Raw genomic sequence first — 25672 nt, forward strand, 5'->3', positions numbered from 1 at the left:
AGGGTGAAATACCAAAATAGTTAAAGCTTAAAGATAGTGATTTTATGACAACTCTTCGGCTGCTTTCTCCAGATTTTTGTACCATTCCTCACCGTAAGTGCGGATTAGCGGATCTTTTAAAAACTTAAAGACAGGTACCTGCAGTTCTTTCCCGAATGAACAGGCATCTTTACAGATATGCCAACGATCATAGTGAAGCACGTCAAATTCGGGATAATGTGTTGTCCGTATAGGGTATAGGTGACACGACACAGGTTTTCGCCAATGGATCTCGCCGAGTTCGTAAGCTTTTTCAATAGCACATTTTGTGATGCCATTTTCCCAGGTTACATAGGCGCATTCTTTATTACCATCAACACAGGTAGTCGTCAGATCACCATCGACATCAATGACATATTTGCCTTGCTCCTCAATCGCTTCAATACCTTTCGCTGTCATATAAGGCTTTACTTTAGGATAAATCTCCTCCAAGATGACCTTTTCATTTTCCAATAACGGGGCGCCCGAATCGCCTTCTATACAACAGATTCCTTTGCACTTTGATAAATTGCACACAAAGTCATTGTTGATGAGATCTTCGTGTACCAATACATTTCCTACTTCAATCATTCTACTTATTTTGAGTAGCTTGCTCGTTGTCCCAATTTGTACTTTAATCCACTTGCTTCCAGTAATTCTAACGTTACTGAGCCGATTAAAATATCGACATTGGCTTTGACCGGAATACGGTTGCCATCGTTGGTTACCCACAAATAAAGCTTGCTATTTTTTTTAAATATACGTCCCGGTTTGATTTCGGGACTGAATTTGAGGCACTCTAATGTGCCTAATTCTGTTTTTATCTTTTCTATTCCAATATATTGTATGCCTAAGGTAGCAATCTCATCATTCAGAAAATAAGTCAGCTTAAAAGATTCTCCCGGTTTAACCGTTGACAGATCCAGGTTGCGCGCAAAATAGTAGGAAGAAAGTAAGTCAAAAGTTTGATCTACTTTCGAATTAAATGTTCCTTTATTACCGACAACGGTATTTGTCGCTTGGTTGAAGCGTACCTTATCATTCCTTCTGTACCCACCTTCGCGAATGTTTTCGGTATAATAATACGGTAAAAATGTTTTACTGTTAATATACGAATTGTATTCATTGCGCACCGTATATATCGCAAAGGCACCTGCAGTCTTACCTGCTGCATATAAATGAAAGGAGGGGTTTCCAGCTCCATCCTTTGTATCTTCAACAGTTAATGTTCCTGTTGCGGCGGAAATAAAACCATAGCGGAGTTTATACTTTAATTTCTCCCCACCTTTAAATGCAGATTCTTTTAAATGCGGTAATTCTTGAGCAAAAGCAGTACTTACTACCACGGATAAGTAAAAGAGCAAAGTCGATATAAGTTTCATGTAGGTAAGTTTACGAAATTTGTTTGAAAAGGAATGTTAATTTCATTCAAATAAATTTAACTTTTGGGATTAAATGAGACGTTCATAGACAATGACTTATACATCGGTGTGATTGGATTACTTAGGCTGTACTCGTTTAAATACAGGTACGGTAGAACAAGGCTCGCCATACATAATGCTTTTTGCCACTTTGCTTAGTTTTACCGTAAACTGTACAAATACAGACTCTGGAATAAAGGTGTCGCCACAGCCCTTTACTACTACACGCTGATCCCGAAATTGTTCCATGTCAATCCGTTCAATAGCTGCAGCATACTGCATGCGTAATAGTTCATCCGCGTCTCCGAAGATGATTGTTGCTGCATAAGGTTCCAATTTGTTGGCCAATAACATGTAAGCCCAGGTAGGCACAATGGCATCTGCACTACAAGTAATTGCTACATGTTTACCGGCATATTGCGACCAATCGTTTGTCTTAATGAACTCGCGGAAATCCTTTTCTTTAAGAATCAAGCCATGGAAGAGATTATCCTTAATATCATATACCACATTGTCTGCTTGTGGATGGTAGTTGGCCAAGTCAACTGTGACTAACCCACTTTGCGCAACTTTGTTGACAATATTTGTTTGAATATCCATATTTACATCAAAAAAAAGCCGGACGATAATTCGTCCGGCTACAAATTTACTTAAAAATCTTTTAAAAGAATTTCACTCTATTGTCAATGATTTCAGCTTTGTCTTGTAATGCGCGGAAAATAGATCCCCACGCGCGTTGTGCTTTAGCTGCAAGCATTTGTTTCTTTTGTCCGTTGATATCGGAAATAGCGGCAGGATTGGTAAAACCGTTTACCTGTACGACATAAACTCCTGTACTTCCTTCAATCGCTTTGGAAGGTTTATTCGGCTGTAGTCCAAAAACGGTACCAACAACCTTGTTTTCCAATGCAACACCAGGGATAACTGGGTTTGCAAAGACAACATTTTCAACGTTAATCGCTGATTTACCCACTTTTTGAGCAACTTGATCGATAGAAGATGCACCTGCTAAAGCTTTGTCAAATTTCTCTTTCAAAATCTTCGCTTTAACCATATTTCTTACTGCAGGCTCGATATCTTTTTTAACGGCTTCCAAAGAAAGTGTTCCTTTAGGTTGTATATCAACCAGACTTGCTAAGATATAAGAAGTTTCAGTCTCAAATACTTTGTCCGAGATATCGCCTTTTTTAGCATCAAAAGCCCATTTAATTAAATCACGCGGTGCTTCATTACCATCTAATACATTGTCCATCGCTGTTACACGTGAAGCTGTTTTTGCTTCTAAACCAAGTTTTTTCGCTTCCTGAGCAAAGTTCTGTGCTGTAGCGGCAGATAAGAATGCTGTTGCTTTGCTATGCGCATTGTTCAACGTTTCTTTTCCACTGCTGATCACTTTATCAATAATGGCAACTTTCGCATATTTTGAACTTCCTGTTTGCTTTTCAATTTTGATAATATGCACACCAAATTGCGATTTCACAACTTTGATATCACCTGTTTTTCCTTCGAATACAGCATTCTCAAACTCAGGAACCATACGACCTCTTGTGAATGTCCCTAGTTCACCACCATTTGTTTTGCTTTCTGGATCTTTGCTAAACTGAACTGCAAGCGCTGCAAAATTGTCTCCTTTTTGAATCAAACCTTTGATCGAGTCAGCTTTTGCCAGTGCTTTATCAACACCACCTTCAGCTGTAGGATCCAATAAGATATGAGATGCTTTTACGGAGTCAGGACTTACGATCGTAGAAACAACTTTTGCGATTTCATACGCGTTGTTGTTTAAAAAAGGTCCGACTGTTGTGCCAGCAGCAACGTTGAATACAACGGAATCCAAAGAAGGACTCAACTGTCCTTTTTTCACATACGTGAACGGATATTTGTTGTCAGAATTGATCGAAGCAAACAGGGAGTCGTCTTTGGCAACGATTAAATCCTGTTTCAATTTGTTGATGGTCTCTTTCACCGCCAAAGAATCTTTAGCAAGAGGTTTTGCATCTACAGTTACATATTGAATTGCACGAGTTTCTTCTTGCGTTTTGAACATGTTTTTATGTTCATCATAATATTCTTGGTAATCAGCATCCGTCAATTTAGCATCTGCGTCTTTGACAGAAGCATAATCTAAAAGAATATACTTGAAGTTTGCCAATTTATTGCGCTCTTGGTATTCTTCGTTTGCTTCCAATGAAGTAACGTATACGCTATTGGAAAGCAACTCGCCGTATTTGCTGCTTAAACGTTCATCTCTGACGCCTTCAAGTAGGGTATTCCATTGATCGTAGACAGCAGGATTATTATTCACCTGCCCTAAGAAGGTCATCAATTGACTATGGTCAAACTGTCCCGTTTGTGGGTTAGTAAAAGCTTGAACGATTTGAGGTGAAGGATTTGGCCCTTTTACTAAATCATTTAACTCTTCTTTACCGACAGTCAAACCGATTTTTTCAATCTCTTTTTTCAAGATCTCTCTTGACAAAAATTGATTCCAAACTTGTTGAACAGCGTATGTTCTCATTTGAGGAGTCACTGCGCCTCCCATTTGTTGTTTGAACATTTCTTCTGTTTGTTCAACTTGTTGATTGAACGCAGGATATTCAATTTCAGTTCCGTTGACTTCCCCTACACGATTTTGATGTCTCGCCCAAAAAGGAGCTCCCCCCCGAACGACATCGCCTAGTAAAAATGCTAAAATTGCGATAGCCATAGCTGCGGTCAAGATGACACCCGCTTTGTTACGCAAAAAGCCCATTAATCCCATAGTCTGCTTATTGTGTTTATATTGTGTAAATACTTGTATTTCGTTAATTTATGCATAGCATAGCAAAATGCGGTGCAAGATACAATTTTTATAAAAAAAAATGGAATATTTTCCTGAATGTAGCAAAACAAATTTCAAAAATAATTGTATAAACCGGAGTTCTTTATTCCTTTTTTGTTTAATAGATTCGTTATAAAAGACTTAATCGTATAAACAAACGATCGATAGGGGAGGTTTGAACCCTATTATTTTCCCAAAGAAGGGAATAGATTGTTGTTGGTGATAATGGTGTAGCCAGTGGCATTTGCTATATTGACATGTTTGAAATCTTTGTCTGAAGTAAATGATGACCCCTGTAAGTTGCCCCGATTATCGCGAAAGAAAGCCGTTATCGGAACGTGATTATAAAATATCCTGTTGCTGTTGCTATCAACTTGACTTTCGTCATAGATGATTTCTTCAGTTTTGATGATAGATCCGTCAGCCATCGTTACTACAACGTTTTTTGTGAAAGTGGTCGTCTTCTCTTTTTCCCTACGAATGGCGTGGTCGGAGGTGATGCGTTGCGTTTCCTTTAAATTGTCATCGTAAAAGATGATTTTGATGCTTTTTGGAAATTCGTATACTTCGGTACTATCGTGTTTGATACGCATTTCAGGAGCGGTAAGATTGGCTTTTACCCGTGTCGAATCGCTATAGATGATGTCTACATGACGTGAGATGTCGACCGCCTCTTCCTTTTTCATGTTGGCAATCCGGTCCACCTCTTTTAAATCAGGTTCACAGGAGGTCAATGAGAGCGCCCCTAGTAAAGATACGATTACTAGGGGCGATATATTTTGGATTATGGTTGAAGCAAAGGTCTTGCGTACCATCGGATTAATCAAATTGTGTTCTTCTAAACCAGCGGTCATTTAAGGTAAAGCCTATATTAAAGTTAATATAACGTTCACGTAAGAGGCTATTGCTGATTTTGCCCATTTGCCCAAATTCTGCTGAAAAGTTTATTTTAGAGAAAGCTCCCGAAAATTGATTTCTTGCAAACGGGAAACCAACACCAACAGTAACAGCCATATCGTTGATATTTTGGTTACTTAGGAAATATTGCGTTTTGTTATATCTAAATCCAAGCCGATAATCTACTCGGTTCAAATACCTAAGCGAAGTGACATCGGGGGTAATTTGACCGCCAATCGCTACGCCGTAATTCTTGCGAAGCTCATTTTCTCCTTTTCTAGTCTGAAATCTCGACCAATCTGCGTATTTAAAATCAGCACCAACTAACCAGCGGTTGCTACGCGCAAGCGTGATACCGACATTATGCTTCAGTGGAAGGGTCAAATGTCTGCTACTGCGGTCAGAAATAAAGGTACTGTCCAACGGGATATTTTGGTTGTCCGGATCAGAAGAAGGGGTAGTTCTCGTATTAAATATTGTTGTTCTCTCTTTAATATCATTATTCAATGAACCAGAGTAACCAAAGGTCAGTGAATATTCCTTATTTAATGGTTGCTCGTATTGTAAACCATAATCAAAGATAATACCTTGTATTTCGCGTTTATTCTGTTGCTGGGTATTCAATGCTCCCGATGAAGGGAGAAATTCTACACGGCTATAATCATTTAAGGTTCCAAATAGATAAGACATGTTGGCACCGATACTTAGGCCTTTCACGATGCGTACCCCCCAACCAGCATAGGCTTTTGTCAAACCACCTTCGCCGGTGAAAACTTTCGTGTAAGGATCAGCATTTGAAGTTCCTGTTGAAGATGTCCGATAACCAATATCGGAGTAGGGAAGAATACCCAAACTGATCCCGCCAAATCGTTTCATGGGGAAAGTCATGGTGATGTGGCTAAAGGCAAAGTCAGCCGTGTTATCTGATCTGGTTGTTGAATTTAATTGTGTGTAATTGCCATATAGACCAGCATCAAAGGTGGTAAACTGTGTGGCAGAGTAAGATGCAGGATTGCTCGGGTTGGTGTTGTATACGCCATTGATTCTTCGGATAGCGGTATTCACACCCCCCATACCTCTATATTGTGGCAATAAATCCTCTCGCATCTGACCAAGTCCAAATTGAGAGTAGGGTGATGCGGATGTCGTTTTTTGGGCAAATGCGGTAGTAGAACTAGCTAAAATTCCCCCTGCTAACAACAGTTGGAGTGATTTATTTCTTAGAGAGCTTGTAAAGCGTTTCTGCATGGTCAATCTATAAAATTGAGAAACTAATGTTTATTTAGTTTTAGTGAAATTTTCGAGTTATTTGACTCTGATATTAAATGTTCTTTGCTTTTAATCGCATACAAAACTATTCAATTTTTGCGAGCTTGTTAAGCCGATTTTGTTAAAAAAGGTTAAACGCTTATTGTACAGGGTTTTAGAAAAACTGAAAGTAGATTATGGTGAGTGTTATAATGGCGTATACGACCTCAAAAAACCATTTCTTTTTGGCATAAGTGAAATAGTAAGCCATATAGATGGCGATAGAAGGTGCACAAAGTAAAAAATGGGCTTCAGTTAGTTTTTTATTCCAGTAAAATGACACTACCGCCAGGCATAACATAAAGAACAACAGTTGAAATGACTTGCGAATATGCACGACACTTTTAAAAAAGTTGTCTTTTAAGACCATTAAGAAGAGTATTAAAGTAAAGATGACCGGTACAAGTACCAGATAGTCGACTAATTGAATACGGATAGCCGTAGGAAATTTGTACGTAAACGGCAGCCAAATCGTATAAAACTGCTCCATTTTGCCCATCCAAAGATAGATTACCGCCAAGATAAAATACACCGTGGCCAAGCCGAGTAGAGGGGTGATCCATTCGCGCCAGTTGAAAGGTCTGAAAATGAGTAATCCTATCCACAGTAAGCCAAACATGCTTAAGAATGGAAAGTAGACCAAGCTTCCAATGCCTACAATCATACCAAGATCAAACATTTCGGCTTTAACATCCGTCTGCCGATATAAGGAGAGCAACTTGCTTAACATCCATATCGAAATAAAATTACAGATCAGCGTTGGAGATAGCACTAAAAATGGTAAAAACAGGCTGGCCAATGTCATGTACATCAAAGCGACCAGAAAGCTAGGTTTCCCGAGTAAGTTAAAATGGCTTGTGATGCGATTGAGTAGTGTCGCCTGGAAGATGGTTAAGATCAGCGTGATAAAAACATTGGTAGCAGGAGAAAGGTTGATTAAATTATTTTCTCCCAATAGATTGCCCAATGCAGGTTCAAAAATTACAGAGTCAAGTTTATCCGGAAGGTGCAAAAATATTCCTAAGCATAGCACAAAGCCTACGAGCGATAGAAATAAAATATTAATGGGTGAATAATTTCTAAACTGACTGATAATCATGGTGTTGATAAATATGTGCTATTTATTCTTTTTTTCCAATTTGCTGATACGGCGATCGAGCAAGAAAAGAAAGAAAGCCAAACCTAGAAAAATGACCAACATGACCAATACAACAACGTAGATCTTACCTTCGCTACGTAACCCAGTCGCCATTTCGACATCATCTTGTGCAAATGTGCTCAAAGTCGATAAGAGTAGTAAGGCGATTGACAATGTTATTTTTTTCATTTGTTTAAAAAATTATTCGTATCGCTTTCAGTGTTATACAAGATTCGATACACGTTGTTTAAATTATATAATACCCTGTTTTTTATGGATTAAGCTTTAGCCGATTTCTCTATTTTAGAAACAAAGCATCGGATTAGCATTCAATTCTATGCATTTAAATCTTTCTTTTCGAGCAAGCGTACCCTATAGCGCATAGTACAGATCCAGGTGGCTATTAAAATCCATCCAATAACAGAACTGTAGAAGGTCGGGCGTAGTTCGTTACTCATTTGAAGATCAGCAAATGTGCCATTCCCCCCGCTACCAGGGTGTAGCGAATCTGTTAGTTTGGGTAAGATATAGATAAGTACAATGATAATCGGAAAGGCAAAAATATTGTATACTGCAGAAATCTTCGCTCTTTTTTGTTCTTCTTCCAATGCATTTCGGAGAACAAGGTATGCGAGATACATCAATGTTGCGATCGCAGAGCCATTTAGTTTCGGGTCGTTTGGCCACGGCTCACCCCAGGTGATATTTGCCCATAGCATACCCGTTGCAAGTCCTAAAAAGCAGAACGTGATACCCGTGTTTACGGCCTCTATAGCCATTAGATCATAGGCTTGTTTTCCGGTATTGAGGTATTTAATGCTGTATACTACAGAAACCAAATACATCGAAATCATAGCAAACCACATCGGAACATGAAAATAGACATTACGTATGCTTTCATGTAGGATAAATAGACGGGGAACAGGGCCTAAAAGCCCATTAATAATAACACCACAGATAATCACTACCGCTAATACTTTCCACCATTTTTTTCTCATGGTTATATTGAATTTAGTTTTTCGTCAATGCTTCTATTTAATCTCGCCAAAGGTACGGAAATAACAACAAAGAAATAGTGATGGTGATTACATTAATTGCGAGTAATACGATTATTTCTTTACTGCTTGAAGCTCTTTCCAAACCTTCAATTGCATTGCGAGATAGCTTTATTAAGACGATCAATAGGGGGATAATTGCTGGAAAACTAAGTATTGCCATTAGCGTACTGTTGTTTCCTGCTTTGGAGCTAATTCCAGAAATCATGGTAAATACAGTGGAAAAGCTAATGCTTCCGAGCATGACCGATAAGAAGTAGAGTATCGGATCGCCGATGGGATTTTTGAAAATGGTTGAATACACAAAATAGGCGATGGTAGCCAATAGTATCATCACCATCATATTGTAGATGATTTTTGCTAAAATGATCGCTCTAGGATCAACTAGTGAGTAGTAGTACAGTTGACGGTTGGGGTTTTCTTGGACGAAGCTTTTGTTGATCGCATTGATTGAAGCGAAAAGCATAATAATCCAAAACAATGCATTCCAAGTAGTCGTATCAACTGATTTAAATGCTTGATAGCAGACGAAAACAGTTGATACGACATATAGTAGAATTCCGTTAATAGCATATTTTGAACGCCATTCCAGAATGATGTCTTTCCGAATTAAAGTTTTTACTTGTTGCATCAACGTCATATGCAGCAAAGATACAAATGTATTTTAACCACGATAGTGACCAGCAACATCAATTCCTAAAAAAGACGTTATTTTTACTTATACGTTAGAAATTTTAGACTTCGCAGCATCAGTTGTATCATCGATTTTGCTTGCCAAGTTTTGAGCTGCGCCGTTAGCGTGTTCTAAAGCTTCTCTGCCAGCTTCTTTCGCCTTGTTTTTTAGTGCATCCGCATCCTCTGTCGCCTTGTTGAAGGCAGCCTGAGCTTTCGATTTTAAATTATCTAATTCAGATGAAGCTTTATTGGCTAATTTTTGTGCTTTCTTAGCTTCTTTCTTAGAAAGATCTTTCAATGATTTAGTTAAGCTCTTAATGCCATCATTTGCACGATCTAACTGTTTTTTTCCGTCATCAGTTCCTAAAAGATACCATGCAGCAGCTCCCGCAGCCAATCCTACCAAAGCAAATGCTACTAATCCATTTTTGCTATTTTTCATAATTCCTCTATTTTGTTATATATTCAAATGATAATCAAGTATGATACCAAATGAACAATCACAGGGTGATTTTGTTTAAAAAGAATCAATAATTAACAAAATTTTACATATCGATCTTTTGCTGTTTCGATTGGAGGTTGTAGAGGTGTTGATAGAGGCCGCTTTCTTTTTGGAGCAGCTCAAAGTGGGTGCCGCTTTCCGATACGATGCCGTTTTCGACAACGATAATTTTATCGGCATCGATGATGGTAGATAATCTATGCGCAATGATAATCGAAGTACGTCCGCGCATTAATTCTTCCAATGCCTCTTGTACCTGGCGCTCAGATTCTGAATCTAGTGATGAAGTGGCCTCGTCTAAGATAAGAATGGCAGGGTCTTTTAACAGTGCGCGTGCAATAGCTATTCGCTGGCGTTGCCCGCCAGAGAGTTTAACGCCACGTTCCCCAACGAGCGTGTTATAGCCTTCCGGGAAATTCAGGATAAATTGGTGTGCATTGGCACGTTTAGCAGCGGCAATAACTTCGTCTTCTGATGCATCGAGTTTGCCATACGCAATATTTTCGCGTATAGTTCCTCCAAACAGCAATACATCCTGCGGTACAATAGCGACCTGATTACGGATATCGCTTAATGTGAAATCGGATGCTGGTCTGTCGTCGTAGCAGACTTCACCTGTATTGACCGTGTAGAATTGTAAGATCAATGAAGCGATTGTTGATTTTCCTGTACCACTTGGTCCGACTATGGCAATTTTATCTCCTGCATGGGCTGTAAAGTTGATGTCTTTTAGAATTTCAATATCGGGACGACTTGGGTAGGCAAAGGAAACATGATTGAAGCTTAGTTTGCCGGTCATTATTTGGTGAACTTCTTTACAATTCGGCTTCACATTGAGGTTTTCTTGAGGTTCATCCAAAATTTCCAAAATGCGTTCACTTGCCCCTAAGGAGCGTTGGATATTGGCGTAGAGTTCAGGAAAACTGCCCATGGATCCTGCAACAAACATCGAGTATAGGATGTAGGTCGTCAGGTCGCCGACAGTCATTTCGTGGATAGCAACTAATGCTGCTCCATACCATATAACAGCGATTACTGCCCCAAAAATACAGAAGATGATAAATGAAGCAAATGCACCCCGAAAAGTTGCCCCTTTGACGGCAAGTTGGACGACAGAATCCATCTGTCTGCTATAACGGTTGAACTCGAAATATTCATTGACAAAAGCCTTCACATTGCTGATCCCTAATAAAGTCTCCTGAACGATACTGTTTGATTCAGCCATTTTGTCTTGGGCCTGTCTCGATAGTTCGCGGATAAATTTTCCAAAGATGATGGCCGCCACAACGATGATCGGTAAAATACAAAGATTCATGAGAGCAAGCTTGGGCGATACCCAAACCAATAGGAAAACACCAAAACAAAGACTGATCAACTGCCTTAGGATTTCAGCTAGTGTGGTGGTCAAGGTATCCTGGATCTGCGAAAGATCTGCAGACAGCCGGCTGTTTAATTCCCCAACACGACGGTTGGCAAAAAATTCGATCGGTAAGGAAATCAGTTTTAGATAAGTATCCTTGCGGAGGGCCGCCAATGTACGTTCTGCAATTTCAACAAAAATACGGATGCGAAAAAAAGAAACGACTGACAGAAAAGATAATATAATAAATGCAATGCCACCGATGTAATATACTTCTGGAGGAAGCCAGAGATATTTTTGCTTACCTTGAGCAGCATCGATCATTGCCCCAAGCAGCGCTGGGAAAGCTAACATGGCTAAACTGGATAATACCAAGAAAAACATGCCTATTCCAAATTTAAACCGATAAGGTTTTAAATAGGTCAATAATTTTGCAGCTCTCAACAGGAGCTCCTTATTCAATTTTGGTTTTGGTAGATCCTCTTCTTGTTTATTGCCGCTGTTGAATCCTCTTGCCATATCCGCTACTTCAAATTTTGTTGCGAGGACAAATGTAACGAGATTAAAAACAATTTGCTATCATACTATAGTCAATTTTTTCACCAATAGGCTGACTTTTTATTATCCAATGGCTGTTTAACTTGTTGGCTATGGTGTCAATCCAGGCATTTACCTATTGTATCCTATATTTTGTCGTTCCGTAAAGGCTTGCTTTGCACGGATTGTTTAGCTTTGGCCGTGTAGAGTAGATAGCCTAAGACCCCGATTACAAGTAAAGCAATATAAAGGAGAATAGTGCTTATACCTCCATTACCTGATGTTTTGTCAACTTGGCTACGCAATTTTTCGTTTTCTTTCTGAAGCTTGCTAATGGTGCCGATGTAAGCAGAAACCTGTTTGTCATAATCTATTGCCAGCTGCTGAAATTTGTCTTTTTCGAAATCTTTGATTTTAAGAAGTTTTTGTGTTTCAAGAAAGATATTATTATCGGTAATCACAATATCTTTAAGGATGTCGATACTCTTTTGCATGTCTCCTTTTGATTTAAATAGACCAAAAAGGCCCGTTTTTTTGGTCAGACTGGTGTCATAAGCACCAAATTTCTGTTGTCGGGCATTGAGTAGTTCGTTTACATGGTTCCGCTGTACTTCGTAAGCGCTGGAATCTGGATTGGTTTGAGCGTTGACTTGTTTCAGGAAGCCGGATAGAATTGTGAGCAGAAAAAGTAGTTTTATAGATCTCATGTATGTTGAACAATTTGTATAATCAAATATCTAATTTAAAACTAACGTTTGCGGTAAGATTTTGTTTTATTATCGTGCTTGTAATCCGGTCGTAGCTGACTTCGCCCTTCGTTCGCCATCTGTTCGCCCTTTGTTCGGAAATTGGCTACCTTGGTTACACCTTGGGCCCACTGATTGTCCACCTAATCAGTGGACCCAAGGTGGGCAATCAGTGGGCGCAGCGTGGAGCGGCCCCGAATAAGGGGCGAAGCAGTTGCGAACAGATAGCGAAGCGATTACTAGTAGCGATGACCGCGGGTTGACGCTTGATAATTGTTTTACGATACGGAATCCTTAAATTCTATGCGAATTACGTTGGAGTCATCGTCATGAAGTCCAAGGAGCTGGCTTGCATTGCCTTTATTGATGGCGATTTCGAGATAGTTGGAAATGCCGAATAAGCACAGTTTTTCCCCTTCGCCTACTTCGTTGTAGTGCCAGGAAAGGTTGGTGATGGTTTCATTGCGTTTGAAGTAGAGTACAAACTGCCGTCCTTTCTGTACCTTATTGAATAAATCTTTGGAGATGTTGGTGATGGCATTGCCAAAGGCATCCACATAAATGACATTGCCTCTAATCATATCTTTATCAAAGATAGGCTGCAAGGTCACTTTTTCAATCAGCTGTTGCATTGGCGTTCCGACATCTTTGAGTTTTCCGCCTTTTGCGATGTGACAAGCAGATTTAGATAGAATGTCTGCTAATGGAAAATGTAGATACCGCAAATCCTGCATTAAGTTGAGTTCGTAGAGTTCTTGCGGCTCATTGCCATTCAACAATAGGCTGAAGATACCGTTGTCGGCTCCAACAAAATAGTGATCATTATATTTCATGCCGATATACCTGGATTCTTCATGAAATAAGGTGTTGATCCCGATGATATGGACAGTCCCTTTGGGGAAATAATGATAAGCATTTCCCAATACAAAAGCGGCTCGAGGAATATTAAATGCTGGGATCTCATGAGTAATATCAACAATATTGGCATCAGATAACTGCGTTAAAAGACTCCCCTTTAGCGCTGCTTGATAAAAATCTTTATGTCCTAAGTCTGTTGTTAATGTAATTACTGCCATTATAATCTAAATCCTAGATTGAATTGCTGTCGAATTCCCGTAAAATATACCCCGTAATTTATCCAAATAGAGAACAAAATTACTATTTATCAGGTGATTTGTAAAGCTAATTGGAGAACTTATTTTGATTATCTTTTCTTTTCGGTTGATATACACCGACATAGCATAAATTTCACGTATATTGACATGTTTGCACCTTAGACATTGCCCTCCAAATATGCATTCTTATTCTCGTTGTTTGTACGCGCTATATTCTTGGTGGTTTCGTTAGAATACGTTAATTTTGAATAGTGTTATACAGCAATGATATTGTGTAATGGCTACAATCTAATTAATTCTAAATAGATAAAATTTGAACGAATTACTAATTGCATTAGATGGTCTGAATTTGCCCATATTATGGGGAGCAGACAATGAGCACTTCGATTATTTGAAGAAGCAATTCCCTAAACTGCGGATTGTAGCTCGCGGAAGTGAAATGAAAGTGCTAGGAGATGCGAAGGAATTGGACCTGTTTGAACACTCTTTTCAGGAAGTTGTGGCCCATTTGGAGAAATTTAACAACATTACCTTGTTGGATTTTGAAAATCTGCTGGGAGCAAGTGCAGGTTCTGCCGCTCAACAGGAAAAGGAACTCGCTTCCAAAAATGCTGCTTTTGGATCCGAACCAATCGTATATGGGCCTAATGGTCTGATTGTACGTGCACGTACCCCCAACCAGCGGAAGATGGTGGATAGTATTTCCAAAAATGATATCTTATTTGCTATCGGACCGGCAGGAACGGGAAAAACCTATACTGCCGTTGCTTTGGCTGTTAGGGCACTCCGGAATAAAGAAATCAAAAGGATCATTTTGACGCGGCCAGCTGTTGAAGCGGGAGAGAATCTGGGATTTCTTCCGGGCGATTTAAAGGAAAAAGTAGATCCTTATTTGAGACCCCTTTATGATGCCTTGGATGATATGATTCCTGCCGAAAAACTCAAAGGTTATTTGGAAAACCGCACCATCGAGGTGGCACCATTGGCGTTTATGCGGGGACGTACGCTCGACAACTGTTTTGTCATTTTGGATGAAGCTCAGAATGCAACAGATATGCAGTTGAAGATGTTTTTAACGCGGATGGGGCCTACGGCCAAATTTATTGTTACTGGTGATATGACACAAGTGGATTTGCCGAAGAAAAATCAGTCGGGATTGTCAACGGCGATTCGCTTATTAGACAATATCGAAGGGATAGATATTGTTCACCTCAGCGGTGGAGATGTGGTACGGCATAAATTGGTGCGCCGCATTTTAGAAGCATACGGCGATATTTAATAGGCTGATACCGAAAGTAAGGTGTTGTTTTCCGCTAGAAATAAATGAGTACAGCGAGCTCATAAAATAAATGCTGTATAATCCTGCCTGGCATGAAGGCGCCATTCGCAGATTATAATAATTATTTACAGGTGTATTTTACTTTGAACATGAATGCTATAAAAGAAACAAATTTTAATTTTGAAAACCAGACTGCTTTTTACAGAGGAAAGGTACGTGATGTGTATACGATTGCCAATACGTATTTGGCAATGGTAGCTTCCGACCGTATTTCAGCATTCGATGTGGTGCTTCCACGTCCTATTCCGTATAAGGGGCAAGTTCTGAATCAAATTGCAGCCAAATTTTTAAAGGCTACTGCTGATATTATTCCAAACTGGGTGGTATCTGTGCCGGACCCAAGTGTGACCATTGGCCAAATGTGTGAGCCGTTTAAAGTGGAAATGGTTATCCGTGGTTATTTATCTGGCCATGCCTGGCGTGAATATGCGGCAGGTAAACGTGAAGTTTGTGGAGAATCATTGCCAGAAGGGTTAAAGGAAAACGACAAGTTGCCTGAACCTATTATTACGCCGACAACGAAAGCAGCGGTCGGACACGATGAGGACATCTCACGTGCTGATATTTTGAATAAGGGCATCGTAAGCGAAGAGGATTATGTTCAGCTCGAGCAATATACCAAAGCTTTATTCCAAAGAGGAACTGAAATTGCAGCACAACGCGGTTTAATATTGGTGGATACGAAATATGAGTTTGGTAAAAAAGATGGTCAAATCGTGTTGATTGACGAAATTCATACACCGGATTCCTCGCGTTATTTTTATGCCGAAGGTTATCAAGAACGCCAAGATCGAAATGAGCCACAAAAGCAACTATCAAAGGAGTTTGTACGGAAATGGTTAATCGAAAACGGTTTTCAAGGAAAGGACGGACAAACTGTTCCAGAAATGACGGATGAGATTGTAGCTTCCATTTCTGAGCGCTATATTGAACTATACGAACATATTGTCGGAGAAAAGTTTGTTTACCCAGAACAGGAAAATGTGCTTGAACGGGTAGAAAGAAATGTGGCAAACGCCTTAAAAGCGCTAAATTATTAGTACATTGTATCCTCAAATAAAGGAGATCAACTCATGAAGTATACCATTGATAAACACGATCGCTATATTGTCATAGAACCTCATGTCGATGTGATAGATGCGGATAATGCAGCTAAACTCAAAGGAGAGTTTTTGTTGCGGAATACGATTGGACAACGGAATATTGTTTTGGATATGATCCACGTTAAGCAGACGGACGAGGTGGGGATCCGTTTAGGGGTACTCGCACATCGGTTGTGTCAATCGGTTGGTGGCATATTCATTTTGGTAAATCTCTGTCCTACATTAATGGATATGGTTCGTGTTTCGCATTTGGACAAATCGCTAAAGATTGCACCATCTTTAAAGGTTGCTGAAGATTTAATCTTTGCGCATGAACTGGAATCTGAATATCGGGGGGCAATCGAGGATTAATATGAAGTTTGAAGTTCTGATATTAGGAAATAGCTCAGCGACGCCGATGTTTGATCGTCATCCGACCAGCCAGGTGTTGAACTTTAATGAGCAATTGTTTTTGATCGATTGCGGAGAAGGCACACAGATGCAGCTCAGCAGATATGGTATCAAGAGCAATCGTATCGGACATATATTTATTAGCCATTTACATGGAGATCATTATTTGGGCTTGGTGGGTTTGCTGTCATCCATGCATCTTGTCGGCAGAAAAAGTGATCTCCATCTGTATGGTCCTGCCGCGTTAAAAGAAATCTTAGACTTACAGTTTCTACATTCTGAAACTGTTTTACGCTATAACCTTGTTTTTCATCCAATTTCACCTGACGCACCGGGTGTTATTTTTGAGAATAGGACATTAAGGGTCAGTACATTCCCGCTCAAACATCGAATTGCTTGTACGGGATTTCGCTTTGATGAAGGGCCGCGGGCAAGAACCTTACTTGCCGATGTGGTACAAGCCTTGAATATTCCTACCGTTTATTATCCTGTGATAAAAAAGGGGATGGATTATGTCGACGAAAGCGGTAAAGTATATGCTGCAGATGAGTTAAGTCTTCCTGCACCACTGTCGCGCAGCTATGTCTATTGTTCGGACACGGTACGTACAGCAGATTATCTCCCTTTTGTTCAGAAAGCAAATCTCATGTATCATGAGTCTACATTCTTACATGATATGGTGGATCGTGCTAAAGAGACATTTCACACAACAGCCTTTGAAGCCGGCGAGATAGCAAAAGAAACCCATGCCAAAAAATTGCTGTTGGGTCATTATTCAGCACGATATAGAGATTTACAGCCATTATTGGAAGAAGCGAGGTCGGTATTCCCCAATACAGAGCTTTCGATAGAGGGTACATGGTTTTCAGTATAAATAAGCGCTCCGATGAATAATTGCTTATTATATTGCATATGATGAACAATTTATCTAAGTTTACGGCTCTAATTTTTTTATAATGGATAATCCATTCAACTTAAACAATCTATTACGGGAAAATATTAAGAAGCTCGTACCTTATTCATCCGCAAGAGATGAATTTAAAGGGGAGGCATCCATATTGATCGATGCCAATGAAAATCCTTTTGGATCCCCACTAAGCCATGATTACAACCGATACCCAGATCCTCTCCAACATCAACTCAAAGCAAAGCTTTCTAAAATAAAAGGCGTACCAGCAGAAAATATCTTTTTGGGAAATGGAAGCGATGAAGCAATTGATATTTTATATCGTGCTTTTTGTACGCCCGGTGTGGATAATGTGATTTTAGTTCCACCAACCTATGGTATGTATGAAGTTTCTGCCAACATCAATGATGTTGCCTGTAGGAAAGTCAACCTTACCGCAGATTATCAATTGGATTTGGAGGGTATTGCCAATGCAATAGACGCTCATACGAAACTAATTTTTATCTGTTCTCCGAATAACCCAACCGGAAACTCAATCCGTCGTCAGGACATTGAAACGATCCTGAATAATTTTCAGGGGCTGGTGATTGTGGACGAAGCTTACATCAATTTTTCCGCTGTAAAATCATTTACACAAGAATTGGCAGAATACCCCAATTTAGTTGTGTTGCAGACATTGTCCAAAGCCTGGGGCTTGGCAGCCTTACGCTTGGGTATGGCTTTTGCGAGTAAGGAGATTATAGCTGTTTACAATAAAATTAAACCTCCATATAACATTAACCAGGCCACACAAGATATTGTACTGGAAGCTTTGGATCAGGTGGATCAAGTCAATGACTGGATCAAAGAAACCGTAGCGGAACGCGAAAAACTCGTGCGCGAACTGCTTGAACTGGATTATGTGCATCATATTACACCTTCGGATGCTAACTTTATTTTGGTCAAAATGGATCAACCTCGGGAAGTTTACGACTATTTGGTTCAATATGGAATCATCGTGAGGGACCGGTCTAAAGTCGAATTATGTGACGGATGTTTGCGGATCACTGTTGGTACACCGGCTGAAAATCAAACATTATTAGAAAAACTTAATCAAATCAATAAATAATACTATGCCTGATAACTTAAAACGTGTACTGTTTATAGACCGAGACGGAACATTAATTTTGGAACCAGAAGATGAACAAATTGATTCTTTTGCCAAATTAAAATTCTATCCTGGTGCCTTGCAGTATCTGCCACGTATCGCAAAGGAACTGGATTTCGAATTGATCTTGGTTTCCAACCAAGATGGTTTAGGAACGTCTTCCCATCCGGAAGAAAATTTCTGGCCAGTCCATCGTTTTGTGATTGATACGTTTGCAGGGGAAGGGGTGGTATTTGCCAAAGAGCATATCGATAAAACTTTTCCATATGAAAATGCAGACACGCGTAAGCCGGGGATAGGTATGTTGGGGGATTATTTTGATGCATCAAAATATGATTTGAGCCAGTCTTTTGTTATTGGTGATCGTGTAAACGATGTTAAACTGGCACAAAACCTCGGCGCAAAGGCAATTTGGCTACGTGCTAACGATCAATTAGGTGCTTTGGAAAACTTAGCGATCGATTCAACTGTTATAGCTTTAGAAACAACAGATTGGAAGACCGTATATGAATTTCTTAAATTGGGCACGCGTACCGCCGAACATCATCGTAAGACTAACGAAACAGATATTTTTATTCAGTTGAATTTGGACGGTTCGGGTAAGTCAGACATTGAGACAGGACTGCCGTTTTTTGACCATATGTTGGATCAATTGGCTAGACATGGGGCATTAGACTTGACCATTAAGGCGAAAGGGGATCTTCATATAGACGAACATCATACCATCGAAGATACAGGTATCGCTTTGGGGGAGGTATTTTTGAAAGCCCTTGGTGATAAGCGCGGTATTGAACGTTATTCGTATACATTACCGATGGATGATTGTTTGGCTCAGGTTGCATTGGATTTTGGTGGTCGAAACTGGATTGTATGGGATGCAGCTTTTAAAAGGGAAAAAATTGGCGATATGCCTACAGAGATGTTTTTTCATTTCTTTAAATCCTTTTCGGACGCTTCGCGATCGAATTTAAATATAAAAGCAGAAGGCGAAAATGAGCATCATAAGATCGAAGCAATCTTCAAAGCTTTTGCTAAATCCATCAAGAAAGCGGTGAGACGCGATGCTGATCACATGCAGTTGCCAAGTACGAAGGGAGTATTGTAAAATGATAGGAATTATTAATTATGGTGCGGGGAATATTTTTTCCTTAACAGCGGCATTAGATCGGGTAGGACTCTCCTATGGGATGATCAACACGGCGGAGGAGATCGATCTGTACGATCGGATTATCATTCCAGGAGTTGGGCATGCAGGTGCAGCGATGGATAAATTGCACGAGTCTGGACTCGTGCCTTCTATCAAGGCGTTGCGTAAGCCGGTGTTGGGCATTTGTGTAGGAATGCAATTGCTAACTGATTTTTCAGAAGAGGGAAATGCAGAAATGTTAAAGTTAATTCCTTTGAAAACCCTTCATTTTGATAGCAAAAAGGCAGGTAAAGTGCCACATATGGGGTGGAATAGCGTTTCTGTACAAGAAAATAATCCTTTATTTGCACACATTCAAAATCAGACTTATTTTTATTTTGTCCACTCGTATTTCATTGAATTCGATGACAGGTATACCGCTGCAAAATGTGTCTATGGACAGCCTTTTTCAGCGGCAATTTCCAAAGATAATTTCTTTGGTGTGCAATTTCACCCCGAGAAATCCGGGAAAGCAGGTGAGCAATTATTGCTCAATTTTTCAACTATTTAAATTGACTAAAAACATTCAACTATGTATATCATTCCAGCAATAGACGTTTTGGACAAAAAGGTTGTCCGTCTGAGAGAAGGCAACTATGACGACGTTACAACGTATGCAATCAGCTTAGAAGAGCAGATCGAAAACTATCATGCAAATGGTACTGAGCTGGTTCATATCATTGATTTAAACGGAGCAAAAGGAGACTTCAGTAATCAGGCCTACTTATTTGATATCATCCAAAAAACAGAAATGAAAATTCAATATGGAGGTGGTGTCAGAAGTATAGAAAAGGTAAAGGAACTGGTCGATGCTGGTGTTTATCGTGTCATTGTGGGAACCCAGGCCATTACAAATCCTTCTTTTCTGGAAGAACTGGCTACCTTGAACGAAGGGAAAGTGAAGTATGCGGATCACATTGTAATAGCTATCGACGTATTGGATGAAGTTATTAAATATTCGGGCTGGTTGGAAAGCTCGCCAATCAAATTGATCGAATATATTGATAAATGCTTGGTATTGGGATTCTTTAGGTTCTTATGTACCGATATTAGTAAAGATGGTAAATTGGGCGGTGCTGGTGTGGAATTGTACCAAAAGTTGTTGAGCCATTCTCCAATTATCAAGCTCATTGCTTCTGGTGGAATCAGTTCAATGGATGATATTCAGAAACTTCAGGAATTGGGTGGAGTAGAATCTGTAGTTGTTGGAAAGGCAATCTATGAAAATAGAATCTCGATCGATGAAATCAAAGATTGGAATTTAAAATCGTTAATCAGATTTTAGCATGCTTGCAAAACGTATTATTCCTTGTTTGGATGTTAAAGACGGGCGAACTGTAAAAGGCGTCAATTTCGTAGACTTGCGTGATGCGGGTGATCCTGTTGAGCTAGCCTATGCGTATTCCCAACAGGGAGCTGATGAACTCGTTTTCCTGGATATTACAGCGACACATGAGGGTCGTAAAACAACAATTGATTTAGTCAAAGCGGTCGCACGTCAAGTCAATATTCCTTTTACAATCGGCGGTGGTATCAATGAAATTAAAGATGCTGATATCCTGTTGAATGCAGGTGCAGATAAAATTTCCATCAATTCAGCCGCCGTACGTAATCCGGCTTTGATTAATGAAATGGCAGCTGCTTTTGGTGCACAATTCGTTGTAGTAGCGGTAGATACCCGATCTATTGAAGGACAAAATTTTGTGTATTTGAGCGGTGGACGTATAAAGACCGAGTTGAATACATCAGAATGGATCGTTGAGGCACAGGAGCGAGGAGCAGGAGAGATTTTGCTTACATCGATGGATCATGATGGTACAAAAAATGGCTTTGATAATGGCTTTTTAAAAACCATAAATGATCAGATCCATATTCCGCTTATAGCTTCTGGAGGTGCGGGTAATCAACAGCATTTTGTGGATGTTTTTCAACAAGCTAACGTAGACGCTGCTTTAGCGGCCTCTGTCTTCCACTATGGCGAAATATTGATTCCGGATCTTAAAGCTACGTTGCAGCAAAATGGAATTGTCGTAAGATAGGAAACAGGATTGAAGACCAATGATCAAAGAGCAGTACGTCATACACTTGCTGAATGAAGTCCTGAGAAGTTAAACAGGAGCCCATGGCTCTTCGAGAATAATTAAAAATTGAAATACTAAAATCATGTTAGATTTTGCAAAAAGTGACGGCCTCGTTCCAGTGATTGTGCAGGACTTCCAAACGTTGGAAGTCTTGATGTTGGGCTATATGAATGAGGAAGCTTGGCAGAAGACTCAAGCAGAGAAACGTGTCACGTTTTTCTCCCGAAGCAAAAATCGCCTTTGGACAAAGGGCGAAGAGAGTGGTAACTTTTTGAATGTAAAAAGCATTCATATTGATTGCGATAAAGATACCGTTTTGATCAAAGCAGACCCAATGGGGCCTACTTGTCATACAGGGAGCAGAAGTTGTTTCAGTACAGACTTTAATCAAAATTTTCTGTTGGAGCTAGAGCGCATTGTTAATAATCGGTATGCGCATCCGTCAGACGAATCTTATGTTAACCGTCTGCGTTCTCGTGGCATCAATAAGATTGCGCAAAAGGTGGGAGAGGAAGCGGTTGAAACAGTCATTGCAGCTTTGACCGAAACTGATACTGATTTTATCAATGAGACTTCAGACTTATTGTTTCATTTGATCGTATTGTTGCGGGAGAAAGGATTTTCTTTAGAAACAATTGCGAAAAATCTGGAAAGCAGACATCAATAGGTGTTTGGGCAATGGGATTGCCGTTGAACAAAATCAGAAGTGGTCAGCAGGCTTTAAGCTAAGATGACAAAAGAATCTCAGAAGTGCAGTATATTTGTGGATATACTGCACTTCTTGTTTCTACCGGCGAACAATTCGTATTGCTGTATTGATCGTTAGCGGATCACAGTTCAGTCGGCGGAAAATTTAATCCTACAGCATAAAAAATGGATATCAACTATGCGATCTGGATAGAGAAGGAGTTTTAGCGAAATTACTATGGATATTACATTAAAATCAACATTACCAGGACATCAAAACCCTATTTTTTGTGTAGAAAAAGGCTATCACCCGCACACTTTTTTTACCGCCGGTAACGACAAGGGTGTTGTGGAATGGGATATTGAAAACAATGCGTTTAAGCGTATTCTCTGTGCGGTAAGTTCATCGGTTTACGCTTTACGGATGATAGCGGGAACACCGATTCTGGCCATCGCATTGCGCGAAGGTAAGCTGCTTTTTGTACATGTAGAAGAACAAAAGCTTGTAGCAAGCATACAACTAAGCACCAAAGCTATCTTTTCATTGGTCCATATGCCTTGGAAAAATGAACTGCTGGCGGCAGGTGAAGAAGGAACATTGTATGTCATTGATTTGGAAACCTATAAAAATATTTACGAAAAACGTATATCCTCGACAACAATTCGGGCAATTGCAATTGACGAAGGACTTGGACGAATAGCTTTGGCCGATAAAGATGGGCAAGTTTATATGTTGGATAGTGCCGACTTTCATATGATTACTGATTCAAAATTGCATAGTATGCCCGCCACGTCTTTGGCTTTTATCGATAATAAATTGCTAAGTGGTGGACGGGATGCGCAATTGGTGATTTCAGACCCAAATCAATTGACGAGTAATTTTTCCTTTGTACCTCATCTTTTTACCGTATACGGTATATATCCCCATCCAAAAGCGCCAATTTTTGCAACTGTCAGTCGGGATAAATCGTTAAAATTCTGGTCAGTAGATGACTTTGCCTTATTGAAAAATATGAGCCGAGAGAAAATGCAGGATGGCCATCATTTATCTATAAATGCGGGAGTATGGTCTGAAGATGGGAAATATTTCTTTAGTGTGAGCGATGACAAACTCGTTAAAGTCTGGGAATGTCATTTATAGAAGATTGATCCGGAAAAGCAAACTATCCGGGTAGAAAAAAAAATTAGATTGTTTGTAGCGAATTCATAAGTATATCGTTAACTATAGAGATTGTAAACTTAATTGACCTCATAGTTATATTTTATGAAAAGAATTTGGATTATCTTATTGGGTTGTATAGCGCTTTCGAGCTGTGATAAGATCGAAAGTAAGGGAATGTATCTGGCTCGCGTGCCAATATTTGAAACAATGGAAAGTATACGGGCTAAAGCGAATCCCGTAAGCGGCCCTACCGCTATTGTTCAAGCTGGAAAGATCTATATTTATCAAGATTATTTGTTAATCAATGAACCAGGGAAAGGCATTCATATCTTTAATAATGTAGATCCGTCAAAACCTCTGGCGATGGCGTTCTTAAGTATTCCTGGAAATGTGGATCTTGCGGTTCTGGATGGAAAGCTGTATGCTGATAGTTTTACAGATCTGTTGACCTTCGATCTGGAAAATCCAGCGTCACCCAAGTTATTGACACGAAATAAGGACGTGTTTAAGGTCTTGCTTGAAATGGATTATATCAATAATACTACAGATCGCATCATTACAGGATACCGAGATAGTCTTGTAAGCTATAGCCAAAAAGATAAATATTCACCCTATGACCGAAAAGATAATGTTTATTACGAGACCAATTCGGGATCGGGGCAGGGCGGATCTATGGCGCGATTTACCATTGCTAATAAACATTTATATGCTGTAGATCAAACGACATTACACCTTTTTAACGTACAGAATGCGAGTCAACCTGCCTATGTAAAGGACATCAAGATAGGCCCTGGTATCGAAACAATTTTTCCTTTTAAAAACAACCTATTTATAGGCTCCAATACAGGTATGGTGATTTATGATATCACCACAGCATCGGCTCCCGTAGAGCTGTCGCGTTATTCGCATATTCGTGCTTGTGATCCTGTGGTAGTTAACGAGAAATATGCCTTTGTAACTTTACGGGCTGGCGTAGTATGTGGTGGACAGCAGAATCTATTGGAAGTTATCGACATCCAAGACCTGACAAAACCGATGTTAAAAAATACCTTCACGTTGGAGAATCCCCATGGCTTGGCGCTCTCAGACCAAACCTTATATGTTTGTGAAGGAAAATTCGGATTGAAGTCATTCGATGCCAGTGATGTCAGCCAAATAGGCAATAAGCTTCTCGAAACTCAAAAAGAACTGACGAGCATAGATGTGATCGCCGGATCAAAATCGCTAATCGTTGTTGCAGAAAAAGGTGTACATCAATATGATTATAGCAATAAAGCCAAACTTAAGGAATTGAGCATTATTCCTATTATTGGTTCCAATTAAAAAACGATTCCAAGAGCTTCATTATTCTGATATGAAAAGATTTTCAATAGCCATTTTGGCTTTTCTCGGTTATTTAACTGTTGATGCCCAAACAAAAAAATATACAAATCATAATGAATTTTCGGTTTTAACTTATGGTCCTGCCTTTCTCGAATCTGGATTTGGCCTGCATACATTCCATGGGCTGCAGCTCCATGAAAATATCGCTCTGGGATTAAATACAGGGGTGGATAGGTATCCAGTAGACGGCGAAGGATCAAAATGGTTTCTTCCGGTCTCAGCCAAAGTGAATTATGTAGAATTTCCTGAAAGAAAGCGTAGTTTTTTTGCAGGATTGGATTTAGGCTATAGTTTTACTTCCTTGAATAAAAATGCAGTCGAGAACAATTTAAAATATGAATATCGGGGCGGCTTGCTGATAAACCCACAGCTGGGTTGGCGCTTTAAATTTAATAATTCGGCGAAATATTGGTCATTGGCAACAGGATATCGGTATCAACACTATAGCCGAAAGGACACGTATACGCGACCCTCAGCAAGCTTGCCAGAAATTGATATCTGGTATGGAAGAACACAAATAGATAAAAAATATGACCTGCACCGTTTTACTTTACAGGTCGGATTTGGTTTTTAGGTATCGATCAGATGTTTTTTTTATGAACAGTTATCGATTGCTTGAATTGTAAAAAAATAGCATAAGTATACGGTTTGTTTTTCAAATCTAGTCCGATACTTATGCTATTTCATTCGTTGG

General features: G+C 39.7%; 27 protein-coding genes. 13 read left to right on the forward strand and 14 right to left on the reverse strand.

Annotated elements, in window-relative coordinates:
- Nucleotides 1–42 precede the first annotated feature (42 nt).
- The 14 genes from B2107_RS13955 to B2107_RS14020 all read right to left on the reverse strand — a co-directional run bounded on the left by B2107_RS13955 (nucleotide 43) and on the right by B2107_RS14020 (nucleotide 13554).
- Complete coding sequence (locus B2107_RS13955; RefSeq protein ID WP_293956260.1) at nucleotides 43–609, reverse strand: DUF3109 family protein; 567 nt, start codon at nucleotides 607–609, stop codon at nucleotides 43–45.
- A gap of 5 nt (nucleotides 610–614) precedes the next feature.
- Nucleotides 615–1400: a DUF3108 domain-containing protein gene (locus B2107_RS13960; RefSeq protein ID WP_293956261.1), complete on the reverse strand. Its 786-nt coding sequence runs from the start codon at nucleotides 1398–1400 to the stop codon at nucleotides 615–617.
- A gap of 117 nt (nucleotides 1401–1517) precedes the next feature.
- Nucleotides 1518–2039, reverse strand: a complete 522-nt coding sequence (locus B2107_RS13965; RefSeq protein ID WP_293956262.1) for a DUF2480 family protein — start codon at nucleotides 2037–2039, stop codon at nucleotides 1518–1520.
- Between the two features lie 61 nt (nucleotides 2040–2100).
- On the reverse strand, nucleotides 2101–4200 hold the full coding sequence (locus tag B2107_RS13970) for a peptidylprolyl isomerase (RefSeq protein WP_293956263.1): 2100 nt from the start codon (nucleotides 4198–4200) through the stop codon (nucleotides 2101–2103).
- Nucleotides 4201–4445: 245 nt separating this feature from the next.
- The gene (gene lptC / locus B2107_RS13975; RefSeq protein ID WP_293879497.1) at nucleotides 4446–5114 is read right to left on the reverse strand and encodes an LPS export ABC transporter periplasmic protein LptC; all 669 of its coding nucleotides are present in this window, start codon (nucleotides 5112–5114) and stop codon (nucleotides 4446–4448) included.
- Complete coding sequence (locus B2107_RS13980) at nucleotides 5080–6405, reverse strand: hypothetical protein (RefSeq protein ID WP_293956264.1); 1326 nt, start codon at nucleotides 6403–6405, stop codon at nucleotides 5080–5082. Before B2107_RS13980 ends, lptC begins: the two co-directional genes overlap by 35 nt.
- A gap of 175 nt (nucleotides 6406–6580) precedes the next feature.
- On the reverse strand, nucleotides 6581–7564 hold the full coding sequence (locus tag B2107_RS13985) for a DUF6427 family protein (RefSeq protein WP_293956265.1): 984 nt from the start codon (nucleotides 7562–7564) through the stop codon (nucleotides 6581–6583).
- An 18-nt stretch (nucleotides 7565–7582) separates the two neighbouring features.
- Nucleotides 7583–7792 carry a CcmD family protein gene (locus B2107_RS13990; protein WP_046672332.1) on the reverse strand — a complete coding sequence of 70 codons (210 nt, stop codon included), beginning with the start codon at nucleotides 7790–7792 and terminating at the stop codon, nucleotides 7583–7585.
- Between the two features lie 146 nt (nucleotides 7793–7938).
- Complete coding sequence (gene ccsA, locus B2107_RS13995; RefSeq protein ID WP_293956266.1) at nucleotides 7939–8601, reverse strand: cytochrome c biogenesis protein CcsA; 663 nt, start codon at nucleotides 8599–8601, stop codon at nucleotides 7939–7941.
- A 37-nt stretch (nucleotides 8602–8638) separates the two neighbouring features.
- On the reverse strand, nucleotides 8639–9298 hold the full coding sequence (locus B2107_RS14000; RefSeq protein WP_293956267.1) for a heme exporter protein CcmB: 660 nt from the start codon (nucleotides 9296–9298) through the stop codon (nucleotides 8639–8641).
- 78 nt (nucleotides 9299–9376) lie between these two features.
- Entirely contained in the window at nucleotides 9377–9775 is a 399-nt protein-coding gene (locus B2107_RS14005) for a hypothetical protein (RefSeq protein WP_293956268.1), read from the reverse strand.
- Nucleotides 9776–9878: 103 nt separating this feature from the next.
- Nucleotides 9879–11714, reverse strand: coding sequence for an ABC transporter ATP-binding protein (locus B2107_RS14010; protein ID WP_293956269.1), 1836 nt, complete (start codon nucleotides 11712–11714; stop codon nucleotides 9879–9881).
- 164 nt (nucleotides 11715–11878) lie between these two features.
- Complete coding sequence (locus B2107_RS14015; protein WP_293956271.1) at nucleotides 11879–12439, reverse strand: hypothetical protein; 561 nt, start codon at nucleotides 12437–12439, stop codon at nucleotides 11879–11881.
- Nucleotides 12440–12756: 317 nt separating this feature from the next.
- Nucleotides 12757–13554 (reverse strand): SAM hydrolase/SAM-dependent halogenase family protein, encoded by a 798-nt coding sequence (locus B2107_RS14020; RefSeq protein WP_293956272.1) that lies wholly within the window; start codon nucleotides 13552–13554, stop codon nucleotides 12757–12759.
- 352 nt (nucleotides 13555–13906) lie between these two features.
- Here B2107_RS14020 and B2107_RS14025 point away from each other — a divergent pair, with 352 nt between their 5' ends.
- The 13 genes from B2107_RS14025 (at nucleotide 13907) to B2107_RS14085 (ending at nucleotide 25552) form a co-directional block, all read left to right on the forward strand.
- A complete protein-coding gene (locus tag B2107_RS14025; RefSeq protein ID WP_293956273.1) occupies nucleotides 13907–14872 on the forward strand; it encodes a PhoH family protein in 966 nt (321 codons plus the stop codon).
- Between the two features lie 149 nt (nucleotides 14873–15021).
- Nucleotides 15022–15972: a phosphoribosylaminoimidazolesuccinocarboxamide synthase gene (locus tag B2107_RS14030; protein ID WP_293956517.1), complete on the forward strand. Its 951-nt coding sequence runs from the start codon at nucleotides 15022–15024 to the stop codon at nucleotides 15970–15972.
- A 33-nt stretch (nucleotides 15973–16005) separates the two neighbouring features.
- The gene (locus B2107_RS14035; RefSeq protein ID WP_046672339.1) at nucleotides 16006–16386 is read left to right on the forward strand and encodes an STAS domain-containing protein; all 381 of its coding nucleotides are present in this window, start codon (nucleotides 16006–16008) and stop codon (nucleotides 16384–16386) included.
- A gap of 1 nt (nucleotide 16387) precedes the next feature.
- Complete coding sequence (locus tag B2107_RS14040; RefSeq protein WP_293956518.1) at nucleotides 16388–17299, forward strand: ribonuclease Z; 912 nt, start codon at nucleotides 16388–16390, stop codon at nucleotides 17297–17299.
- Nucleotides 17300–17381: 82 nt separating this feature from the next.
- Nucleotides 17382–18440: a histidinol-phosphate transaminase gene (gene hisC / locus B2107_RS14045; protein WP_293956274.1), complete on the forward strand. Its 1059-nt coding sequence runs from the start codon at nucleotides 17382–17384 to the stop codon at nucleotides 18438–18440.
- Nucleotides 18441–18444: 4 nt separating this feature from the next.
- Entirely contained in the window at nucleotides 18445–19584 is a 1140-nt protein-coding gene (gene hisB, locus B2107_RS14050; protein WP_293956275.1) for a bifunctional histidinol-phosphatase/imidazoleglycerol-phosphate dehydratase HisB, read from the forward strand.
- 1 nt (nucleotide 19585) lies between these two features.
- On the forward strand, nucleotides 19586–20176 hold the full coding sequence (hisH, locus tag B2107_RS14055; RefSeq protein WP_293956276.1) for an imidazole glycerol phosphate synthase subunit HisH: 591 nt from the start codon (nucleotides 19586–19588) through the stop codon (nucleotides 20174–20176).
- A gap of 21 nt (nucleotides 20177–20197) precedes the next feature.
- On the forward strand, nucleotides 20198–20950 hold the full coding sequence (locus B2107_RS14060; protein ID WP_293879509.1) for a HisA/HisF-related TIM barrel protein: 753 nt from the start codon (nucleotides 20198–20200) through the stop codon (nucleotides 20948–20950).
- Nucleotide 20951: 1 nt separating this feature from the next.
- Nucleotides 20952–21704 carry an imidazole glycerol phosphate synthase subunit HisF gene (gene hisF / locus B2107_RS14065; protein WP_293956278.1) on the forward strand — a complete coding sequence of 251 codons (753 nt, stop codon included), beginning with the start codon at nucleotides 20952–20954 and terminating at the stop codon, nucleotides 21702–21704.
- A gap of 124 nt (nucleotides 21705–21828) precedes the next feature.
- Nucleotides 21829–22413, forward strand: coding sequence for a bifunctional phosphoribosyl-AMP cyclohydrolase/phosphoribosyl-ATP diphosphatase HisIE (gene hisIE, locus B2107_RS14070; protein ID WP_293956280.1), 585 nt, complete (start codon nucleotides 21829–21831; stop codon nucleotides 22411–22413).
- Between the two features lie 258 nt (nucleotides 22414–22671).
- Nucleotides 22672–23574: a WD40 repeat domain-containing protein gene (locus B2107_RS14075; RefSeq protein ID WP_293956281.1), complete on the forward strand. Its 903-nt coding sequence runs from the start codon at nucleotides 22672–22674 to the stop codon at nucleotides 23572–23574.
- Between the two features lie 123 nt (nucleotides 23575–23697).
- A complete protein-coding gene (locus tag B2107_RS14080) occupies nucleotides 23698–24918 on the forward strand; it encodes an LVIVD repeat-containing protein (RefSeq protein ID WP_293956283.1) in 1221 nt (406 codons plus the stop codon).
- Between the two features lie 31 nt (nucleotides 24919–24949).
- Complete coding sequence (locus tag B2107_RS14085) at nucleotides 24950–25552, forward strand: hypothetical protein (RefSeq protein WP_293956285.1); 603 nt, start codon at nucleotides 24950–24952, stop codon at nucleotides 25550–25552.
- Nucleotides 25553–25672 lie beyond the last annotated feature (120 nt).

This window comes from Sphingobacterium sp. UBA7855 (assembly GCA_002500745.1).
Taxonomy (GTDB): domain Bacteria; phylum Bacteroidota; class Bacteroidia; order Sphingobacteriales; family Sphingobacteriaceae; genus Sphingobacterium.

Bases quoted from the DNA above. Each gene is read 5' to 3' on its own strand.
- B2107_RS14005 (WP_293956268.1), bottom strand. From the start codon at position 9,775: ATGAAAAATAGCAAAAATGGATTAGTAGCATTTGCTTTGGTAGGATTG.
- B2107_RS14085 (WP_293956285.1), top strand. From the start codon at position 24,950: ATGAAAAGATTTTCAATAGCCATTTTGGCTTTTCTCGGTTATTTAACT.
- B2107_RS14000 (WP_293956267.1), bottom strand. From the start codon at position 9,298: ATGACGTTGATGCAACAAGTAAAAACTTTAATTCGGAAAGACATCATT.
- B2107_RS14075 (WP_293956281.1), top strand. From the start codon at position 22,672: ATGGATATTACATTAAAATCAACATTACCAGGACATCAAAACCCTATT.
- B2107_RS14080 (WP_293956283.1), top strand. From the start codon at position 23,698: ATGAAAAGAATTTGGATTATCTTATTGGGTTGTATAGCGCTTTCGAGC.
- B2107_RS13955 (WP_293956260.1), bottom strand. From the start codon at position 609: ATGATTGAAGTAGGAAATGTATTGGTACACGAAGATCTCATCAACAAT.
- lptC (WP_293879497.1), bottom strand. From the start codon at position 5,114: ATGACCGCTGGTTTAGAAGAACACAATTTGATTAATCCGATGGTACGC.
- ccsA (WP_293956266.1), bottom strand. From the start codon at position 8,601: ATGAGAAAAAAATGGTGGAAAGTATTAGCGGTAGTGATTATCTGTGGT.
- B2107_RS13965 (WP_293956262.1), bottom strand. From the start codon at position 2,039: ATGGATATTCAAACAAATATTGTCAACAAAGTTGCGCAAAGTGGGTTA.
- hisC (WP_293956274.1), top strand. From the start codon at position 17,382: ATGGATAATCCATTCAACTTAAACAATCTATTACGGGAAAATATTAAG.
- B2107_RS14060 (WP_293879509.1), top strand. From the start codon at position 20,198: ATGTATATCATTCCAGCAATAGACGTTTTGGACAAAAAGGTTGTCCGT.
- hisB (WP_293956275.1), top strand. From the start codon at position 18,445: ATGCCTGATAACTTAAAACGTGTACTGTTTATAGACCGAGACGGAACA.
- hisIE (WP_293956280.1), top strand. From the start codon at position 21,829: ATGTTAGATTTTGCAAAAAGTGACGGCCTCGTTCCAGTGATTGTGCAG.
- B2107_RS13960 (WP_293956261.1), bottom strand. From the start codon at position 1,400: ATGAAACTTATATCGACTTTGCTCTTTTACTTATCCGTGGTAGTAAGT.
- B2107_RS14010 (WP_293956269.1), bottom strand. From the start codon at position 11,714: ATGGCAAGAGGATTCAACAGCGGCAATAAACAAGAAGAGGATCTACCA.
- B2107_RS14040 (WP_293956518.1), top strand. From the start codon at position 16,388: ATGAAGTTTGAAGTTCTGATATTAGGAAATAGCTCAGCGACGCCGATG.
- B2107_RS13990 (WP_046672332.1), bottom strand. From the start codon at position 7,792: ATGAAAAAAATAACATTGTCAATCGCCTTACTACTCTTATCGACTTTG.
- B2107_RS13985 (WP_293956265.1), bottom strand. From the start codon at position 7,564: ATGATTATCAGTCAGTTTAGAAATTATTCACCCATTAATATTTTATTT.
- B2107_RS13970 (WP_293956263.1), bottom strand. From the start codon at position 4,200: ATGGGATTAATGGGCTTTTTGCGTAACAAAGCGGGTGTCATCTTGACC.
- hisF (WP_293956278.1), top strand. From the start codon at position 20,952: ATGCTTGCAAAACGTATTATTCCTTGTTTGGATGTTAAAGACGGGCGA.
- B2107_RS13980 (WP_293956264.1), bottom strand. From the start codon at position 6,405: ATGCAGAAACGCTTTACAAGCTCTCTAAGAAATAAATCACTCCAACTG.
- hisH (WP_293956276.1), top strand. From the start codon at position 19,586: ATGATAGGAATTATTAATTATGGTGCGGGGAATATTTTTTCCTTAACA.
- B2107_RS14035 (WP_046672339.1), top strand. From the start codon at position 16,006: ATGAAGTATACCATTGATAAACACGATCGCTATATTGTCATAGAACCT.
- B2107_RS14015 (WP_293956271.1), bottom strand. From the start codon at position 12,439: ATGAGATCTATAAAACTACTTTTTCTGCTCACAATTCTATCCGGCTTC.
- B2107_RS14030 (WP_293956517.1), top strand. From the start codon at position 15,022: ATGAATGCTATAAAAGAAACAAATTTTAATTTTGAAAACCAGACTGCT.
- B2107_RS14020 (WP_293956272.1), bottom strand. From the start codon at position 13,554: ATGGCAGTAATTACATTAACAACAGACTTAGGACATAAAGATTTTTAT.